The sequence below is a fragment of the Longimicrobiaceae bacterium genome, from assembly GCA_035936415.1.
Taxonomy (GTDB): domain Bacteria; phylum Gemmatimonadota; class Gemmatimonadetes; order Longimicrobiales; family Longimicrobiaceae; genus JAFAYN01.
On the sequence record DASYWD010000087.1, the window covers coordinates 1 to 18,621 of the forward strand.

Below are 18,621 nucleotides of genomic sequence, written 5' to 3' on the forward strand. Positions count from 1 at the left end.
GACCAGCCCCGCGGCCTGCGCCGTCCCCCTCCCTCCGGCACCCCGCGCGGCGTGGCGGCCGGCCTCCTCCGCGTGCAGCTCCACTAGGAACGCGTCGGCCGTCATGCGGGGGCGGCGCGGGTCGTCCATGGCGTGGCGCTCCAGCCGCTCCAGCAGGCGCTTCGCCAGCCCGTGGCGCACCTCCGGCCGCAGCGACTCCCGCCGGGCCACGTACTTCGCCAGCGTGTCCATCTCCTCGGGCGTGAGGCGGGGCGGGCCGGCGGCAGCGGCATGCGCCGCGGCCTCCTCCGGGAGGAGCGCCGCCGTGCGCTCCCGCACCACCACCGTCCCGGCGGCCATGTCGCCCAGGCGCTTGGTCTGGCCGTGGAGCATCATCGCCGTGCCCCCCACCAGCCAGGTCGCCCCCGGTTGCATGTCGAGGATGCGCAGCAGGTTGCGTACGGCGGCCCCCTGCACGCTCACGGGGTACCCGCCGTCGTGCACCACCCGGATCCCCATCCACCGCTTCCCCGGGGTCTGCCCGTCGCGCAGCCCCTCGAAGTACACGAAGTACCCCCACGTCCAGGCGAACACCAGGAGGATGACCGCCGCCAGCCCTGCCCCGGCCAGCCACCCCGACACCCCCAGGGCGAGCCCCAGGAGCGGGAGCCCCAGGGCGAAAACGGCGATCCCGCACGCCACCAGCAGTCCGTCGGCCAGCAGCGCGGCGAAGCGCGACCCGAGGTCCGCCAGGTCGTAGCCCACCGCCACGTGCTCGGGGGTCTCCACCTCCACCTGGCGGTCCACGAGCGTGGGCGGGGCGGCGGGGCGTGTGCCGGGGGACGCGGGGTGCATGGGCGCGGAATGCGTGGGCCTGGGTCGCGGCGGCGGCACGGTGCTGCGGGAAAGATGCGGGCTGCACCGCCAGGACGGCAACGGGGAGGGTTTCCACGGCGGCCCCGGAGTGATACCCTTCCGCCATGCCAGCCAACTTCTTCGAGGCCGAGCCCGGCACCCGGGTCCCCCGCGCCGAGCGGCTGGCGAGCCTGGGCGCCCTGGTGAGCGGGGCGGCGCACGAGCTGAACAATCCGCTCGCCGCCATCAAGAGCTTCGCCCAGCTCCTCCTGCTGGACGAGCGCCCTGCGGAGGATCGCGAGGCGCTGGAGGCCATCGAGCGGGAGGCGGCGCGCGCCGCCAGCATCGTGGCAGACCTCCGGCTGGCGGTGCGGCAGACCGAGCGGAGCGCCGGGGCGCGAACGCCCGTGCAGCTCAACGAGGTGGTCCGGCAGGTCCTGGCGCTCCGCGGCTACGCCTTGCAGACCCACGGCGTCGAGGTCCGGGACGACCTGGCCGGCGACCTCCCGCTGGTCCTCGCGGTCCGGGGCGAGCTGGAGCAGGTGGTGCTCAACCTGGTGCTCAACGCCGAGCACGCCCTTGCGGGACACCCCGGGGAGCGGCGGCTGGAGGTACGCACCCGCCCCGGCGCCCTGGGGGTCTCGCTCCACGTGGTGGACAGTGGCCCGGGGATCCCGGAGGACCACCTGGAGCGGATCTTCGATCCGTCCTGGACCACTCCGGAGCCCGGAAAGGGGACGGGGCTGGGGCTCGGCCCGGTCCACGGCATCGTCGCCGAGCACGGCGGGACGATCCGGGTGCACAGCGAGCCGGGACGGGGCGCCGCGTTCACGGTCGAGCTCCCGCGCGCCGACGGGGCGGCGGGGGCCGCGGAACGGGGCCGGACGCGAGGGCGAAGTGTCTGATTTTCCGCGCCTTGACGGGGATCTTCCGGCGAGGTGGGGTGTTGTTACGCTCGCTTTGCTGGACGGCACCTCCGTCGTCTTGACTTTCGCCTACAGCTTCTGCAGGTTACAGAGTCCTTGGACAAAAAACCCCACAACGCGTTCGCATCCCGGCTGGCATCCCGTACGGATGAAGAGAGGGGTGAGGTTTTCGATCTAACGTTCGCTAGTAGAAACGGGGAACCCGGGGGTCCGGGGGAGGGCGGGGCGCCGGCTCATCGGGGCGGCGCATCGAGCACGAGTAGTTTCGCGGCGGTTCCCACCGCCAGCGCTGGCGCGGTTCCGCCGACGGGGAGCCGGCACGAGCCCGAGCGCCGCACCTGCAAATCGCCGGCTCCTGAATACTGTTTGAAGGGGGTTCCCACATGTTCAACAAGCTAGTGGCGTCGGAAGGGCGGAAGAACAAGGCCATCTCGCCGACCACCATCATCGCGTCGGTCGCGGCGCACGTGCTCCTGCTGGGCGGGGCCGTGTACGCGAGCGAGCACACGGAGGTGGGGCGGAAGGTCAAGGAGGAGGTCGTCGCCTACATGGAGATCGAGCCGGAGCAGCCCAAGGCGCCCGAGCCTCCCAAGGCCGAGGAGCCGCCCCCGCCGCCGCCGCCCGAGCCCGAGACGGCTCCGCCCCCGGTGGCCAAGGGCTTCCAGGAGCTGGTGCCGCCGACGGAGCCCCCGCCCAAGATCCCGGACGTGGACCTCAACCAGAAGGCGGTCAACGTCGAGGACTTCTCCGGCGTCGGCGTCTCCGGCGGGACCTCGAAGGGGATCGAGGGCGGCACCGCCCAGAACATGGCGAACAAGAAGGAAGACAACACGGGGACGGTCCCGATCGACGTGAACCTGGCCGAGGAGAAGCCGGAGCTTCGCAACCGGGCCGAGGTCGCGCGCCTCCTCCAGCGCCTCTATCCGCCCCTTCTCCGCGACGCGGGGATCACCGGGCAGGCGACGATCAAGTTTGTGGTGAACGCGCAGGGGCGCGTGGACCCCGGGAGCATCTCCGTGGTCTCGTCCACGCACGACGCCTTCGGCGAGGCGTCCACCAAGGTGGGCGAGAAGATGTCCTTCAAGCCGGCGAAGGTGGGTGGCCGGGCGGTCCCGGTGCTGGTGACCATGCCGGTCAGCTGGACGCTGGAGAGGTAGCCGGGCACCTCACCCGAAGTCTCCGGGTGGCGCGGCCCCTTGATCCGGGCCGTAAGAAAAGATAGGATCGAGCAGAGACACTGGCGGTGCACCCGATCGGGGGTGCACCCGGACGGACAGAGAACATCTCGACGAGCGCACGAGCGCCAAGGAGAACGCAGCCATGCAGATGGATCTTCAGCACCTGTGGGAGCAGACCGGTTGGTTCAACAGGGGGATCATCATCATCCTGATCCTGATGAGCATTATCTCCCTGGCGGTCGCGGTGGCCAAGTGGCTCCGCTTCCGCAAGATGGCCACCGCCACGCGTGCCTTTGCCCCGGGCTTCTCCCAGGCGCTGGAGAATGACAACATCCCCGAGGCGCTCGCGCTCACCGAGCAGTACCCCAACTCCCACGTGGCCCGGGTGCTCGGCGAGTCCCTCCGCGAGGTGGCTCCGCTCCTCGACGACCCGCGCGTCGCCGCCGCCGCGATCACCTCGGCGGAGCGCTCCGTGGAGCGTGAGCAGATCCTGCTGGCCAACGACCTGAAGTCGGGCCTGGGGCTCCTGGCCACCGTCGGCGCGACCGCCCCGTTCGTGGGGCTGCTCGGCACCACGCTGGGCATCGTGAACGCGTTCACCGGCATGGGCCAGTCCGGCGCCGGCCTCGAGGCGGTGTCCGCGGGTATCGCCGAGGCGCTCATCGCGACGGCGATCGGCCTGATCGCGGCGATCCCGGCGGTGTGGCTGTACAACTACTTCACCGCGCGGCTGGACACGCTCTTCTCGGAGCTCGCCTACGCCGGTCGTGAGATGATCGACTGGATGATGGAGAGGCAGGCGAAGCGCGAGATCTCGTCCGGCCGCGCCTACGGAGACTGAGCATGGCATCGAGAATCGGCGGGAACGCGTCGTTCGGGGGCTCGGCGCTCCCCACGCTCGCGGGTGTCGACACCGACGTGACGGCCGACATCAACGTCACCCCGATGATCGACGTGATGCTGGTGCTCCTCATCATCTTCATGGTGGTGACGCCGGCCCTCGCCGGGTACACCGCGGTCCTGCCCAAGGCGCGGACCGCGGCCCCCGAGAAGGACGACCGGGTCACCCTCGGGATCGACGCGCAGGGAAGATACTGGATCGAGGACACCCCGAACCCCGGGCCGATTCCCCCGGCGCAGCTCGCGCAGCGGCTGCGGGAGGCCTACCGCACCCGGTCGCCGGACGACCACGTCCTGTACCTCAAGGCCGACCACGGCGTGGGATACGACAAGGTGCTGACCGCGATCGACGCGGCGCGCGAGGCCGAGGTCAGCCGCATCGGCGCCATCACCGAGCTCCCGAAGGGCGTTACGCCCAAGCCGGGATCCTGAGGCAGGAGGAGACAGCCCATGGCGATGGGAGTAGGCGGCAAGAAGGGCGGCGCCATGAACGAGATCAACATGACGCCGATGATCGACGTGCTCCTGGTGCTGCTCATCATCTTCATGGTGGTGCAGCAGGGACTCCAGCGCGGCGTCAGCGTTCAGGTCCCGCCGGTGAAGAAGGAGAAGCAGGAGGTCGCCCAGAACGTCGACCAGATCGTTCTGGACATCCGGCCGGGGCCGGAGTACTTCCTCAACCAGGAGCCCATCCAGCCCACGGCGCTGGAGGAACGGCTCCGCGAGGTGTTCGCCCCGCGTCCGCGGAAGGTGATCTTCGTGAAGGGTGCGGAGAACCTCACCTACGGACAGGTGATCTACGCGGTCGACGCCACCCGCGCCGCGGGCGTGGAGGTCGTCGGGCTCGTCCCGCGCCCCGACGCCGCGCCGGCGCCCACCACCTGAACGTTCCGTCCGACGGTCTCTCGGCCCCTCGGGGAAGCTTCCCTGGGGGGCCGTTTTTTTCTGCGCGCCCCGGTCTCCCCGGGGCGCGCTGGTTGCGACCCGGCGGCGCGGCCGGTATTATCGCGTGGCGCGGAGTGCGCTGCGACCCCCCGCGGCCCCGCCGCCGGCCCGGTTCCACCCCGATCCCGCTCCCATGTCCCGAACGCTCCGGTGGCTCCACGCCGCCCTCCCCGTCCTGCTGCTCCTGGCCGCGACGGGGGCCGGCGCGAGTGCCCAGGATGGTTCCCCCCCCGAGGTCGCCGGTCCCGCGGTCGCCATCCCCGGCGCGCCCCTCCCCATCACCGTCACGCTGCCGGAGGGCGCCGCTCTCGCTCCGTACTCCGTGGTTGCCGCGGACGGGGCCGAGCTGGCATCCGGGACGCTGAACCCCGGCGAGAACAAGTTGGAGGGGGTGGCGATCACGGCGCGGGCCCAGCTCCCGCTCCGCGTTGTGGCCGGGGGCGCGCAGGCGCAGGTGGCGCCCCGGTACCTCCCCGCCTGGGTGTCGCTGGTCCCGCCGCTCCTGGCCATCGCGCTGGCCCTGATCTTCCGCGAGGTGGTGATCGCCCTCTTCGCGGGAGTCTGGCTGGGCGCCTTCCTCTGGACCGGGCTGAACCCGTTCACGGCCGTGCTGCGCACGGTGGACACCTTCGCGCTCCCGGAGCTGGCGGACTCCGACCACGCAGCCATCATCCTCTTCTCCCTGATGATCGGGGGGATGGTGGGGGTGATCGGGAGGAACGGCGGGACGTTCGGCATCGTCGAGCGCCTTTCCCCGCTCGCCACCACGCCCCGGCGGGGGCTCTTCGCGACGTACGTCCAGGGGCTCGCCATCTTCTTCGACGACTACGCGAACACGCTGATCGTCGGCAACACCATGCGGCCGGTCACGGACCGGCTGAAGGTGTCGCGGGAGAAGCTGGCCTACGTGGTGGACTCCACCTCCGCCCCGGTCGCGAGCATCATGTTCGTGTCCACCTGGGTGGGGTACGAGATCTCGCTGATCGCCGACGGGCTGCAGTCGGCGTCCGTGGCGGTGGCGGCGCGCGACCCCGAGCTCGGGCGGCGGCTGGCCGACGCGAGCGCGTTCAACGTCTTCATCGACACCATCCCGTACCGCTTCTACCCGCTCCTGGCGCTCCTCTTCGTCCTGCTGGTGATCTGGATGCGGCGCGACTTCGGGCCCATGTACCGCGCGGAGGTGCGCGCGCGGACCGGGGGCGGGGTGCACCGGGCGGGCGCCGCCCTCCTGACCGACACCTCCACCGGGGCCATGGACCCGCCCGAAGGCGCGCCGCTGCGCTGGGTGAACGCCGCGGTACCGGTGCTGGCGGTGGTCCTCACCGTCCTCCTGGGGCTGTACTTCAGCGGGCGCGGCGCGCTGGGGCCGGGGGACCACTCGCTGCGCGAGGTCTTCGGGGAGGCGAACTCGTTCCACGTCCTCCTCTGGGCGTCGCTCCTGGGGAGCATCACGGCCATCGTGCTGACGCTCGGCCAGCGGATCCTGAGCGTCCAGGAGACCATGGCGGCCTGGCTGACGGGTGTCCGCTCCATGGTGCTGGCGATGGTCATCCTGGTGCTCGCGTGGTCGCTCGGGAGCGTCACGGAGGTGCTGGGGACGGCGCAGTACGTGAGCTCGATCCTGCAGGGGAACGTCTCCGCACAGCTGCTCCCGGTGATCGTCTTCGCCGTGGCGGCGGCGATCTCGTTCGCCACGGGGACCTCGTGGGGGACCATGGCCATCCTCCTCCCGCTCGTGATTCCGCTCGGGGCGTCGCTCACCGCCGCGGGGGAGCTGGGAGACGGGGGACACTACACCATCCTCCTGGGGGTGGTGTCGTCTGTGCTCGCGGGGTCCATCTTCGGGGACCACTGCTCGCCCATATCGGACACCACGGTGATGAGCTCCATGGCTTCGGCGTGCGACCACATGGACCACGTGCGGACCCAGCTCCCCTACGCGCTGGTGGTCGCCCTGGTCGGGATGGCCGTGGGCGACGTGCCCACCGCCTACGGGCTCAGCCCCTGGGTGTCGCTGGCGGTGGGGGCGGTGATCCTCGTGCTGGTGGTCCGCTTCGTGGGCAGGCCCACGGACGTGGGGACGCTGGCGACCCTCACTCCCCGCGAGGCGCGGACGGCGGTCCACGACGCGGTGTAGCCGGAGCGTCCCGCGGCCGGGCCGCTGCGCCGTGAGCAGCGCTCCCTTGACTTGTTCGAACGGTCGTTCTATAGTAGCTGTCGTTCCTTACAGTTAGGCCAGATCTGCCTGGTCTCCGGGATTCCGATCGCAAAAGCCCCACCGGGGCCTCGTCAATCGAATGATTTGGCTTCCGGCCCACCGGGCCGGGCCCGTCAGGACAGCGGGGCAGCCCGCTGCCGCGAGTTGGAGCAGAGTTCCTGATGCCGGGGATGGCGGGCGCGAGCCGTCGTGCCCTGGCGCTTCGGCGCATTCAGCCGTGCTGCTGGAATCGGCTTTCCGCTCACCCACCGAAGGAGGCGCGCCATGACCGTCACCTAGTCCGACATTCCCGCGTCAGGGGGTCGGAGCCATGCCTCGACCTCCACGATGAAACGGGACGGATCCGGATGGATCCTGTTCGACTCACGCATTGCTCTCTGCACAAGGACAACGATGAATAAACTGCTAGTGGCAATGACCACGGCCTGCCTCGTGCTCGGTGCCGAGCACGCATCGGCGCAGGGCCGGGTGGTCACCGGCACGGTGACCTCCAGCACCGGGCAGCCGCTCGCCGGGGTGGTCGTTACCGTCCGCGGGACGAACGTGCGCGCCGTGACGGACGCCGACGGCCGCTACTCCATCCAGGTGCCGGCGGGCGCGGACCGCCTCGTCTTCACCGGCCAGTCGGTGACGACCTCGGACGCCGCGATCTCCGGCAACACGGTGAACGTCACCCTCGCGCCGCAGGCCGTCGCCCTCGAGGGGCTGATCGTCACGGCGCTGGGCATCACGCAGCAGGAGCGCGCCGTCGGCACCTCGGTGCAGGCCGTCCGGGGCGAGGAGCTGACCCAGGCCCGCGAGACGAACCTCGTCAACGCGCTGGCCGGAAAGGCCGCCGGCGTGACCGTCACGAACGCCGGTCCGCAGGGCGGCTCGTCGCGCATCGTCATCCGCGGCGCGAACTCGATCAGCGGCAACAACCAGCCGCTCTTCGTGGTCGACGGCGTGCCGATCGACAACTCGTCCCCGCGCCTGGCGGGGTACGGCGGCGTCGACTACGGCAACGCGGCGCAGGACATCAACCCCAATGACGTCGAGTCGATCAGCATCCTGAAGGGGCCCAACGCGGCGGCGCTCTACGGCTCCCGCGCGGCCAACGGTGCGATCGTCATCACGACCAAGAAGGGCAAGAGCGCCACGGGGCTGGGGATCACCGCCAGCAGCAACGTGACCTTCGAGACCCCGCTGCGCCTGCCCGACTACCAGAACGAGTACGGGCAGGGGCTCTCCGGGCGCTTCGAGTACGTGGACGGCAACTACGGCGGCGTCAACGACGGTGTCGACGAGAGCTGGGGTCCGCGCCTGGACGGGAGCATCCGGAAGCAGTGGTTCGGCGAGGGGCCCTGGGTGGCCAACCCGAACAACGTGCGCGACTTCTTCGAGACCGGCCGCACGCTCAACACGAACGTCGCGCTGGCGGCGAACGCGGACAACGCGAGCGTCCGCCTCTCGCTCAACAACACCAACGTGGACGGGATGTATCCCGGCTTCGGCCTGGATCGTACGACCGTCGCGCTGAGCGGGATCGCGAACCTCACCTCGCGCTTCACCGCCAACGGTTCCGTCCAGTACATCAACGCCGACGGTGAGAACCGTCCGGGCGTCGGGTACGAGGGCGACAACCCGATGCAGCAGTTCATCTGGTTCGGGCGCCAGGTGGACATGCGCCAGCTCAAGGAGGCGTACGAGCAGAACCGCGGGAAGCAGATGGTGAACTGGAACTACAGTTACCACAACAACCCGTACTGGATCGCGCTCGAGAACCGGAACTTCGACAATCGCGACCGCCTGATCGGGAGCGGTTCGGCCAACTACCGCTTCACCGACTGGCTGAACGCCACGGTGCGCACCGGCACCGACTGGTACGAGGACCGCCGCAAGCGGACCTTCGCCGCGGGCACTCTCGGCGGCATCAGCATCGGTGAAGGCGGCATCGGGGCCAACGGCGCGTACACCGAGAACATCATCTTCCAGCAGGAGACCAACTCGGAGTTCCTGCTCTCCGCCGAGCGCGACCTGACCAGCGACTTCAGCCTCTCGGCGAACTTCGGCGGCAACCGCCGCGACGTGCGGCGGAACAGCAACTGGGTCGAGGTCAACGACCTGAGCATCCCCTACGTGTACAACCTGGGGAACTCGGCGGCCAAGCCGTACGTGACGGACAACCTCACCCGGCGTCGGGTCAACTCGCTCTACGGGCAGGCGCAGTTCGGGTTCCGCAACTTCTGGTTCGTGGACGTGACCGGCCGCAACGACTGGTCTTCCACGCTGCCGGAGGCCAACAACTCGTACTTCTACCCCTCCGTCTCGACGAGCTTCGTCTTCACCGACGCGTTCCCGAGCTTCGGCGGCAGCCTGCTCTCCTTCGGCAAGCTGCGCGGCGGCTGGACCCGCGTCGGCAGCGACGCGGACCCGTACATGCTCCGCGCCGTGTACTCGGCGGTGGACGTGTTCAACGGCGTCCCGGCCTTCGCGGTGGGGAACACCGTGCCCAACCCGGACCTGAGGCCGGAGAGCACGGAGGCCTGGGAGGTCGGTGCCGACGTCCGCTTCCTGAGCGACCGGCTCGGGATCGACGCGACCTACTACGACTCCAAGACCACTGACCAGATCGTCCGGGTGCCGATCTCGCCGACCAGCGGCTACACGACGCGCGTGATGAACGCGGGCACGATGTCCAACAAGGGTGTCGAGCTGCAGCTCAGCGCCGTGCCGGTCCGCATGGACAACGGCTTCGAGTGGGAGGTCATCGGCAACTACGCCCGCAACCGCAGCCGGGTGGTCGAGCTCGCCGAGGGCGTGGAGTCGCTCGTGCTCGGCACGTACTGGAGCGTCAACGTCGAGGCCCGGGCGGGCCAGCCGTACGGGACGCTGTTCGGGAAGGCGTACAATCGTGACGAGCAGGGCCGCCTGATCATCGGCTCGAACGGACGGCCGTCGGCCGCCGATGAGCTGCAGGTGCTCGGAAACTACAACCCGGACTGGACGGGGAGCATCAGCAACCGCCTCAGCTACGGCGGGCTCGACTTCAGCTTCCTGGTCGACACCCGGCAGGGCGGCGAGATCTTCTCGGTGACCAACATGTTCGGGCAGTACGCCGGCGTCCTGGCGGAGACCGCCCGCGGCCGCTGCGGCGGCGCCCTTCCGGCCTGCACGGCGGAGACGGGCCTGATCATCCCGGGGGTGAAGGCCGATGGAACCCCGAACGACATCCCGGTGTCGGCGGAGGCCTACTACCAGGGGCTGTACGACCTGCACGAGGCGCACATCCTCGACGCCAGCTTCACCAAGCTGCGCGAGGTCCGGCTGGGCTACAACATCCCGAGCAACTTCACCCGTCGTGTGGGTGTGTCCGGGATGAACCTGGCGGTGGTCGGCCGCAACCTGTGGCTCAAGACCGATGCGCCGCACATCGACCCGGAGACCGCGTTCGACGCGAGCAACGCGCAGGGCTTCGAGTTCGGCCAGCTCCCGACGGCGCGGAGCATCGGGTTCAACGTCGTCGTCACGCCGTGAGCCGGCGCCACACATAGAGGCAACGATCAAATGAAACTGAGCCATATCAAGAAGTCCGCGTCGGTGCTGGCACTCGCCTTCATGGCGAGTGCCTGCGACGACGGGCTGACGGAGCTGAATGTGAACCCGAACGCCCCGGAGGATGTGAGCGCTGAGCTCCTCTTCCCGCAGGCGATCCAGTCGAGCAGCCGGCTGGTGTTCGGCTCCGGGCTTCACCTGAACCACACGGCGCTCTGGGTCCAGCACTTCGCGAAGATCCAGTACACCAACGAGGACCGGTACTTCATCCGGGTCTCTACGAACAACGCGTTCTGGAACTCGTTCTACGCCGGGTCGCTGGCCGACGTGGGCCAGGTGATCGAGAAGGCGCAGGCGAACAACCGCCCGAACCAGGTCGCCAGCGGCAAGATCCTGCAGCAGTGGATCTTCGGCGTCGCGACGGACACGTACGGCGACATCCCGTACACCGAGGCCTCCAAGGGTCTGGAGACCATTACGGGGAATGCCGCTGCCGCGCGCCCGAAGTACGACCCGCAACCGGTCATCTACCGCGGGATCCTCACCGAGCTGGCGAACGCCAGCCAGATGATCCAGCCGGGGCAGGGCGGGTTCGGTGCCGCCGACCTGATCTATCAGGGCGACATGAACAAGTGGCGGAAGCTCGCCAACTCGCTGCGGCTGCGGCACTCGATGCGTCTCTCGGAGCTCGTCGCGAAGAAGCCGTCCGAGCTGGCGGCGGCGAATATCGATCCGAAGGCCCAGTTCCAGGCCGCGATGAGCGCCGGCGTCTTCACGGCCAATGCGGACAACGCGCTGATGCGGTGGACGACGTCCAAGCCGACGCACAGCCCGATCCATTCGTTCTTCTTCGACCAGGGTCGGTTCGACCACACGATCAGCCAGACGATCGTGGACACGCTGCGGAACCTGTCCGACCCGCGGCTCCCGGTATACGCGACGCTTCCGCCGGTGCACGCCGGAAAGGATCCGAGCAACTACGAGCTGTACAACGGGGCACAGAACGCGGCGAACCAGGTGGCGTCGTTCCCGACGCTGTCCCGCATCGGGGACTTCTTCCTCGCGCTGGACGCGCCCTCGCCGATCATGACGTACGCCGAGGTTCTCTTCCTCCAGGCGGAGGCGGCGGAGCGCGGCTGGATCGCCGGGAACGCGGCGGACCTGTACCGCCGGGCCATCCAGGCCAACATGCAGTTCTACGGGATCTCGCAGGCGCAGATCGATGCCTACCTGGCGCAGCCCCGCGTGCAGTACAGCGGGCTGAACAGCATCTACCTGCAGAAGTGGATCGCGCTCTACGGCAACGGGCCGGAGGCGTGGATCGACTGGCGCCGCACCGGTGTGCCCAACATCACCCCCGGTCCGAGAGCGGTCAACAGCCGTCGCGTTCCGGTGCGGCTCCCGTACCCGACCAACGAGCAGTCGGTGAACAACGAGAACCTGCAGGCAGCCGTCACGCGGCAGGGCGGCGGGCTGACCTTCAACACCCCGGTGTGGTGGGATCTGTAATCCCCGCCCGGTCAGTCTGAGCTGGAAAAGGCCCCCCGGTTTCCGGGGGGCTTTTTTTGCTCTCCGGTCTCCACCTCGTCCGCCGGGTCCCTCAGCGCGATCCGTTCCGCAGGAAGACCAGGATGATCCCGTACGGATGGTTCTGAACACCCGGCCGTCCCGTCACTCCCATCGGGTACACCTCGATCCGGTCCACGTCCTCGGCCGCGGTCATCTCCAGGATGCAGGTGTCCACGGCGCGCGCGCCGTTCACGTAGACCTGCGGGTTCGAGGGGCCTACCAGCGTGCGCTTCCCCCGCAGCGAGATGCTCGGGCACCCGCCCGTGCGCCGGATCTGCAGCCCGGCCACGCGGCTGCGGAGTGCGGTAAGGAGGTTCCCGCCCCGCCGCCAGATGTGCTCCCCGTCGATCACCGTGGCGCTGATCCGCCGCGCCGCCGACCTTTCAGGCGCGAAGGACTGCCCCGAGTGGCTCGCCGGGCCGGCGGCGCCGGCACAGGCGGTGAGGAGCGCGCAACCAAGTGCGGCGCCGACCAGTCGTGAGTTGTGCTTGCCCATCGTAGCCTCCATGCAATACGTTGCTGGAGGGGGAATAGGTCCGATCAGGCCAGGTCTCGGGTGTAGAGCCTCACATCCGTCCGGGGCGACACGTGCCCTCCACCGCGCATCACCGCGTCCCCGCCCTGCGGAATCGAGCCGATGCATAGACCGAGCCAATTTATTGTAAGTTGTTGCCGTACAACAGATTCGAAATTTAACAGCGCGCTGTTTCGCTCAGAGACGCGGAAGAGGCCGGTTCACGGCCGGGGCTCCCGCACCGTGAGCGGCGGATGAAATTCGCCCGCCATTGACACAGAGGGCCTCCCGTCCGGGGAGGCCCTGTCGAGGTTGGACAGATAGTAGCCCGGGCTAGACGCTGGGCGGACGCATCTTCGATCCGTTGCATGTATTTCGTGCGTAGTCCCCAGTGCTGTCCCGGAACGGGTACCAGTTGGGAGTACCACCGCAGAAGTTCGTGATTCCTCCCGATCCCATCTGGAAGGATGCCGGGCCGAGAATCTCGTGAGCCTGACTGCCGGTTGCATAGGCTCCCTGACTGTCCAGAACCTGCACCGTCACGACCTTCTTCGAGTCCATCGACGAGATCCAGACCGATGCCGAATTAGCGCCCCACCCGGACTGAGAACTCAGGAAGCTGGGAGGATAGCAGATGTCGTCGCAAATCTCCTCGTACCAGTAGTAGTAGTAGGGCGCCACTCCCCCGCTAGGGGTTGCAGTTACGGTGACCCGTCCCTCTTTCTTCACGGTGTTCAGTCCATCGAGGGCAACCGAGAAGACCTGCTCTCCGGACATGCTGAGGGAGGGCGGAGCAGACGGACCCACGACACGGCCGGAGTTTGCGTCCTGGCAACCGGCGACGAAGGCCAGCGCGAGTGGGAGAGCGATGAGGCTTCTGAGCATGTGTGTGCTTTCTCCATGGTGAACTGCAGAGGTGCTCCCGATGTGGAGCGGCCTCAAGGGCAAGCTAGGATGTTTACGATATGTCCGCAAGTATGTGGCGTGGAATCGGCCAGCACACGCATCCGGCCGAGGTGGGGTGCGTCCGGCCGGATGGCGCGTGGCTCCAAGGAGGCGCCGTGACCCAGACAGTTCTTCTCACCGTGGACGACCAGGAAGGCAACCTCGTCATCTTTTCCGCCATTCTGACGCACCGTGGCTATGGGGTCCTCCTGGCGGTGGAGGCCTGCCTGGAAAGAGCCGCCGACGGCGAGCCGTGGGTCGAGCTTGCAGCCCTCGACGAAGCGCCCCCACGGTGGAGATCTGACGGAGCGGGCAGGCTCGCGGCGAGTTTGCGCGGATCGCCGGGAAGCATCGCAGCCGGGAAGTCAGGACGATCCTGGATGGGTGCCGCGCCGTGCGGTCGACCCGTCCCGCAGTCCAACAACAGAGCCATCCGCATGCAGAAGATCTACGCCTCCGCCGCGAGGCACCGATGACGGGCAAACTCGTGCTGATCGTGGAGGACGAGCCGGATTCGCTGGACATCTGCTCCACCCTCCTGCGCCACCACGGCTACGAGGTCCTCGTGGCGACCAGTGGGGAGGAGGCGGTCGCCCTCGCACGCCAGCGCCGTCCCGATGCGATCATCATGGACGTCATGCTTCCCGGGGCGGACGGCTGGGCCACGACCGCTCGGCTGAAGGGCTCGGCCGAGACCGCACGCATCCCCGTCATCGTGCTCACCGTCCGTGCCATGGAGCCCGACCGGGAGAAGAGCTTCGAGGCGGGGGCGGACAGCTTCCTCGCCAAGCCGGCGGAGCCGCGGCACCTGCTCGAGGAGGTCCAGCGGTTCATCGGCCCCGCAGGGCCGGCCGCGTAGCCGGGGCGCAGGCGCAGGACTTCGGCGGGGCTGGCGGTACGACGTCCTGATGCCGTGAACGGAACCCGGTCGAGTCCCACCTCCACACCGCCCACGAAGCAAAGAGTTCCAGCCCCGGAAAGGATTTCTTCGCCGCCCCCCGGCGCGAGTTGTGGAGCGGAGGGCGGATGTGCGCCCCGCGCATCGGCTTGCGGGAACGGGATCGTGCAGCCCGTTCCGGGGCACCCCACGTGCATCGTGGCAATCAGTATCCGTCACACTGTCACACCCTCCCATGAGAGGTGGCCGGATGAAAAGGCGTGGATCACCGTACGTATGGCTGCCTCTCCTGCTCACCGTGGTGGGGTGCACCGCCGATCGCGTGGCTGGGCCCGGAGGCGGGCGCCTGGCCCCGGAGGTCCAGCGGGCGCTCTCCGAAGCGGGAGCGCCGGACGGACCCGCGGTCGTGCTGGAAACGCGCACCGAGGAGGGCGAGGCCCGGTACGTCGTGGGGCAGCCGGTCGCGGCCGACACCGCGGGCCCGGAGAGCGGCGCGAGTTCGGGCGGCCCGCACGTTCTCGTGCACCCGAACGGCGGGTACCCCGGGGCGCCGTCCGGCCGGCAGATCCTGAATCGCGATCCCACCTTCGACGGCACCTTCACCATCACGTGCATCGTGAACGGGGCCCAGCAGCCGGTGAAGGCGGCGGTCGTCGACAGCATCCGCGAGCGCAATTACGGCACGCCCGTGGGCGGGCACGGCTCACGGCACAACTACTCCAACGAGTCGCCCCCGGGGCGCCCGCTGGGCCGGTGGGCGCCCGCCGCGGGGCCCACCGACGGAGCGGGCGTCCTGAAGTCGAAGCTCACGGCCGGGAACGCCGCGGGGGACGAGCGGCTCCTGATCTGGTACCGGATCACCGACCCGGACTCCCCGTGCAAAGGAATGGACCAGGCCAGCAAGGAGTTCCAGACGCGGGTGCGGGTGCCGGGGCTGGTCCTGATCCCGGACGACGCGAACATTGCGTACTCCAACCCCACTTCGGACCACCCGGTGGGCACCTTCTGGTACCTGGACCCGTCCGCCGTGGGCCCCACCCTCCGCTTCGGGGCGCTGCACCGGGCGGAGCTGGGCAGCCCGTTGCTGCTGACGGCTGCGGCGCTCTTCCAGGGCGGGATCAACGACGTCAGCAACAACTGGCGCAACCCCCACGCGGAGCACCGGCTCGGGCACGAGATCGACCTCGACGACCAGGCAGGCGACAGCCTGCAGAGGCTCAACCTCCTCGAACGGATGGGGAAGCGCGCCGGATTCACCCGATGCGAGATGCATAAGGGCCGGAAGCCCGACGGCCGTCTCGTCTACAACCATGTCCACTGCAGCATGGTCTCGTACCAGTGAAGGGAGCGACTCCATGACACGCACACGCACACTGCGGCGCGCGGCCGGCGCTCTGCTGGTCCTCGCCGCCTGCGCCTCCGCCCTGCCCGCGCGCGCGCAGGTCGGTACGGTGAGCCCGCTGCCCTATCCGGGGTGGCTTCCCTCGGACCGCGTCATCCCGTCCGTCGCGGTCCAGGTCGACTTCGACCACGCGGCGGGCCTGTGGCGCTACCGCTACACCGTCGCAAACGCGGCGGGCGCGGAGCAGGCGATCCAGAGCGTTGGGTTCCAGTTGGGTGGCTGGGCTGCCGGGACCTACACGCCCGCCGGGTGGTCCGCGATCGGGGATACGGAGGCGACGTTCTCACCCACCGGTCCGGGGATCCCCGGTACGGAGTTCCTGGCAGACCTGCCGGACACCGAGTTCTCCGGCGACACCCTTCCACCCCCGGCCCACCGCATCGTGCCCGGTGGCTCGCTCGCCGGTTTCGGGATGGACAGCCCGTTTCCGCCCGGGTACGTCCGGACGTACGTCCAGGGCTACGCCGCCATTCCGCTTCCGCCGTCGGACGGCGAGCCCGCGGCCGATTCCACCCACCCGGCGCCGCACGACACGCTGAACTCCCAGCGCGTCTGGAGCATCGGCCCGGCCCGCTACACGCGCGTGGTGACACGCGGCAACCTGAACGTGGACAACGCAGAGGGGTTTCTCGGCTTCCTGAACCTCGCCACCTCGGGCACGGTGCTGCGTTCGCCGGCTCCCGTGGCGCTGAAGTTCTCCGTCGCGGGCGAGACGGTGTTCCCGGAAACCTTCCGTGCCTTGCTGAATGGCGTGGACGTGACGGCGCGGTTCCACCCGGGCACTGCTGGGGGTGCGGACCGGGTCGCGCTGTTCGTCCTGGGGACACTCCCTCTGCAGGAGGGCACCAACGTGCTGGTCACGACGATCGAGGGGCTGCTCCCCGGCACCACGCGGCGGGCGATCGACGAGGACCTGATCGAGTTCGACGTGGTGCCGTGAGATCCGCGCTCGAGCCACCACGGCCCGGCCCGGGTGCGCCATCGACGGCGCGCCCGCCCCGGACCCTCGTGCAGGAGGGACTCCCGTGAGACGCATCTTCTATCTGGCCGCGGCCGCCGCGCTCTCCGCCTGTGCCGACGCGACCGATCCCGGACGCCCGGACGGGGGCGCCGCACCCCTGTACGCGCGCGCCGGTGCCGCGGACGTCATCCCGGACCGGTACATCGTCGTCTTCGCGCCCGGGGTCGCGGACGCGCCGGGGCTCGCGCGCCGCCTGGCCGACGAGCACGGCGGCACGCTGCACCACACCTACCGGCACGCGCTCCAGGGCTTCGCCGCCACGCTCTCGCCGGCCGGCCTGGAGGGCATCCGCCGGAACCCGCAGGTCGCCTACGTCGAGCCGGACCGCGTGGCCGGCGCGGCAGACGTGCAGCTCCAGACCGGGGCGACCTGGGGGCTGGACCGCGTCGACCAGCGCGCGATGCCGCTCGACGGCGGCTATTCGTACGCGCACACGGGCGCGGGCGTCCACGCCTACGTCTTCGACACCGGGATCCGCTACAGCCACGCCGAGTTCGCCAACGGTGGGCGGGGTCGCGCGTTCTTCGCCTACGACGCCATCGGCGACGGCGAGAACGGCTGGGACTGCGACGGCCATGGCACCCACGTGGCGGGCACGGTGGGGGGCAACGTGTACGGCGTAGCGAAGCGGGCGACGCTGTGGTCGGTGCGCGTCCTGGACTGCTCGGGGAGCGGTTCGGTCGGTGGGGTGATCGCGGGCGTGGACTGGGTGACCGCGAACCACCGCAAGCCCGCGGTGGCGAACATGAGCCTGTCCGCCCCGGCGGTGAAATCGTTCGACGACGCCGTCCGGCGCTCGATCGCGGCCGGGGTGACGTACGTGGTCGCGGCGGGGAACGCGAACACCGACGCCTGCGCCTACTCTCCCGCGCGCGTGTCGGAGGTGATCACGGTGGGCGCGACCGACCGGTACGACTACCGGGCGTACTTCTCGAACTGGGGGAGCTGCGTCGACTGGTTCGCGCCGGGCGACCAGATCACCTCGGGCTGGTGGTCTGCGGACGATGCGACGAACACGATCAGCGGCACCTCCATGGCATCGCCGCACGTGGCGGGCGCGGTCGCGCTCTTCCTGGAGGCGCACCCGGACGCAACACCCGCCGGGGTGCGGAAGCGCCTCTACGAAGCAGCCACCAAGGATGCGGTGATCGGGGCCAACTCCGCGAACGCGCACCTCCTCCTCAGCCGGTTCGACACGGTGGGCGCCAACACCGCCCCAATCGCTGACTTCGCGTACGCCTGCTCCGGGTGGGAGTGCACCTTCACGGATGGGAGCGTCGACGCGGACGGCCAGATCGTAGCCTGGTCGTGGGACTTCGGCGACGGCTCGACCGCGATCGCCCGCAATCCGGCCCACACCTACGCGGCATCCGGCGACTACGTGGTGCGGCTCACCGTACGCGACGACGAAGGGGCGCGACACACCGGCTCCCGAACCGTTTCCGCCCGCGTGCCCATCACGCTCACCATTCGGCAGACGCGCGTCTTCGAGGTGGCCACAAACGAACTGACCTGGTCGGGTGCGACCACGCAGCAGGTGGACGTGTACCGCAACGGAGTGGTGATCGCAACGGTGCCGAACACGGGGAGCTACAACGATCCGGTGGTAGGTTCACAGACGCTCACCTATCAGCTTTGCGAAGCGGGCACGACCGTCTGCTCCAATCGCGCGACGCCCTGAGCCTCGCCGCGGCGGACCCCAAACAGCATCGCCGCCCCGGCCGTCGGCCGGGGCGG

Annotated in this window: 16 protein-coding genes; 13 read left to right on the forward strand and 3 right to left on the reverse strand. The window is 69.4% G+C overall.

Going from position 1 to position 18,621, the window contains the following annotated elements; translation table 11 throughout:
• Positions 1–834 (reverse strand): RDD family protein (locus VGR37_03445; GenBank protein HEV2146449.1); only part of this gene is annotated, 834 nt, incomplete at its 3' end.
• Between the two features lie 125 nt (positions 835–959).
• On the opposite strand from VGR37_03445, the gene VGR37_03450 reads away from it, so the two are divergent.
• The 8 genes from VGR37_03450 to VGR37_03485 all read left to right on the forward strand — a co-directional run bounded on the left by VGR37_03450 (position 960) and on the right by VGR37_03485 (position 12,044).
• The gene (locus VGR37_03450) at positions 960–1,739 is read left to right on the forward strand and encodes an ATP-binding protein (protein HEV2146450.1); all 780 of its coding nucleotides are present in this window, start codon (positions 960–962) and stop codon (positions 1,737–1,739) included.
• A 404-nt stretch (positions 1,740–2,143) separates the two neighbouring features.
• The gene (locus tag VGR37_03455) at positions 2,144–2,917 is read left to right on the forward strand and encodes an energy transducer TonB (protein HEV2146451.1); all 774 of its coding nucleotides are present in this window, start codon (positions 2,144–2,146) and stop codon (positions 2,915–2,917) included.
• 163 nt (positions 2,918–3,080) lie between these two features.
• Entirely contained in the window at positions 3,081–3,779 is a 699-nt protein-coding gene (locus tag VGR37_03460; GenBank protein HEV2146452.1) for a MotA/TolQ/ExbB proton channel family protein, read from the forward strand.
• A 2-nt stretch (positions 3,780–3,781) separates the two neighbouring features.
• A complete protein-coding gene (locus tag VGR37_03465; protein ID HEV2146453.1) occupies positions 3,782–4,270 on the forward strand; it encodes a biopolymer transporter ExbD in 489 nt (162 codons plus the stop codon).
• Positions 4,271–4,288: 18 nt separating this feature from the next.
• Positions 4,289–4,723 carry a biopolymer transporter ExbD gene (locus tag VGR37_03470; protein ID HEV2146454.1) on the forward strand — a complete coding sequence of 145 codons (435 nt, stop codon included), beginning with the start codon at positions 4,289–4,291 and terminating at the stop codon, positions 4,721–4,723.
• Positions 4,724–4,916: 193 nt separating this feature from the next.
• Complete coding sequence (locus VGR37_03475) at positions 4,917–6,920, forward strand: Na+/H+ antiporter NhaC family protein (GenBank protein HEV2146455.1); 2,004 nt, start codon at positions 4,917–4,919, stop codon at positions 6,918–6,920.
• Positions 6,921–7,394: 474 nt separating this feature from the next.
• Positions 7,395–10,517 (forward strand): SusC/RagA family TonB-linked outer membrane protein, encoded by a 3,123-nt coding sequence (locus VGR37_03480; protein ID HEV2146456.1) that lies wholly within the window; start codon positions 7,395–7,397, stop codon positions 10,515–10,517.
• Between the two features lie 30 nt (positions 10,518–10,547).
• Entirely contained in the window at positions 10,548–12,044 is a 1,497-nt protein-coding gene (locus VGR37_03485) for a SusD/RagB family nutrient-binding outer membrane lipoprotein (protein HEV2146457.1), read from the forward strand.
• A gap of 91 nt (positions 12,045–12,135) precedes the next feature.
• Here the strand turns inward: VGR37_03485 and VGR37_03490 are convergent, their stop codons facing one another.
• Together VGR37_03490 and VGR37_03495 are read right to left on the reverse strand one after the other, a co-directional pair.
• Entirely contained in the window at positions 12,136–12,600 is a 465-nt protein-coding gene (locus VGR37_03490) for a Plug domain-containing protein (protein HEV2146458.1), read from the reverse strand.
• 351 nt (positions 12,601–12,951) lie between these two features.
• Positions 12,952–13,503 carry a hypothetical protein gene (locus VGR37_03495; GenBank protein HEV2146459.1) on the reverse strand — a complete coding sequence of 184 codons (552 nt, stop codon included), beginning with the start codon at positions 13,501–13,503 and terminating at the stop codon, positions 12,952–12,954.
• Positions 13,504–13,679: 176 nt separating this feature from the next.
• Between VGR37_03495 and VGR37_03500 the strand changes: the two genes are divergently transcribed.
• The 5 genes from VGR37_03500 to VGR37_03520 all read left to right on the forward strand — a co-directional run bounded on the left by VGR37_03500 (position 13,680) and on the right by VGR37_03520 (position 18,565).
• Positions 13,680–14,039, forward strand: coding sequence for a hypothetical protein (locus VGR37_03500; protein HEV2146460.1), 360 nt, complete (start codon positions 13,680–13,682; stop codon positions 14,037–14,039).
• Positions 14,036–14,422 carry a response regulator gene (locus tag VGR37_03505; protein HEV2146461.1) on the forward strand — a complete coding sequence of 129 codons (387 nt, stop codon included), beginning with the start codon at positions 14,036–14,038 and terminating at the stop codon, positions 14,420–14,422. The genes VGR37_03500 and VGR37_03505 overlap by 4 nt, the downstream gene beginning before the upstream one ends.
• 361 nt (positions 14,423–14,783) lie before the next feature.
• The gene (locus tag VGR37_03510; protein ID HEV2146462.1) at positions 14,784–15,803 is read left to right on the forward strand and encodes a hypothetical protein; all 1,020 of its coding nucleotides are present in this window, start codon (positions 14,784–14,786) and stop codon (positions 15,801–15,803) included.
• A 13-nt stretch (positions 15,804–15,816) separates the two neighbouring features.
• The gene (locus VGR37_03515) at positions 15,817–16,803 is read left to right on the forward strand and encodes a hypothetical protein (GenBank protein HEV2146463.1); all 987 of its coding nucleotides are present in this window, start codon (positions 15,817–15,819) and stop codon (positions 16,801–16,803) included.
• 85 nt (positions 16,804–16,888) lie between these two features.
• Positions 16,889–18,565 (forward strand): S8 family serine peptidase, encoded by a 1,677-nt coding sequence (locus tag VGR37_03520; protein ID HEV2146464.1) that lies wholly within the window; start codon positions 16,889–16,891, stop codon positions 18,563–18,565.
• Positions 18,566–18,621: the final 56 nt, after the last annotated feature.

Coding starts and splice junctions, on each gene's coding strand:
- VGR37_03450 (HEV2146450.1), top strand. CDS start 960: ATGCCAGCCAACTTCTTCGAGGCCGAGCCCGGCACCCGGGTCCCCCGC.
- VGR37_03455 (HEV2146451.1), top strand. CDS start 2,144: ATGTTCAACAAGCTAGTGGCGTCGGAAGGGCGGAAGAACAAGGCCATC.
- VGR37_03460 (HEV2146452.1), top strand. CDS start 3,081: ATGCAGATGGATCTTCAGCACCTGTGGGAGCAGACCGGTTGGTTCAAC.
- VGR37_03465 (HEV2146453.1), top strand. CDS start 3,782: ATGGCATCGAGAATCGGCGGGAACGCGTCGTTCGGGGGCTCGGCGCTC.
- VGR37_03470 (HEV2146454.1), top strand. CDS start 4,289: ATGGCGATGGGAGTAGGCGGCAAGAAGGGCGGCGCCATGAACGAGATC.
- VGR37_03475 (HEV2146455.1), top strand. CDS start 4,917: ATGTCCCGAACGCTCCGGTGGCTCCACGCCGCCCTCCCCGTCCTGCTG.
- VGR37_03480 (HEV2146456.1), top strand. CDS start 7,395: ATGAATAAACTGCTAGTGGCAATGACCACGGCCTGCCTCGTGCTCGGT.
- VGR37_03485 (HEV2146457.1), top strand. CDS start 10,548: ATGAAACTGAGCCATATCAAGAAGTCCGCGTCGGTGCTGGCACTCGCC.
- VGR37_03490 (HEV2146458.1), bottom strand. CDS start 12,600: ATGGGCAAGCACAACTCACGACTGGTCGGCGCCGCACTTGGTTGCGCG.
- VGR37_03495 (HEV2146459.1), bottom strand. CDS start 13,503: ATGCTCAGAAGCCTCATCGCTCTCCCACTCGCGCTGGCCTTCGTCGCC.
- VGR37_03505 (HEV2146461.1), top strand. CDS start 14,036: ATGACGGGCAAACTCGTGCTGATCGTGGAGGACGAGCCGGATTCGCTG.
- VGR37_03515 (HEV2146463.1), top strand. CDS start 15,817: ATGACACGCACACGCACACTGCGGCGCGCGGCCGGCGCTCTGCTGGTC.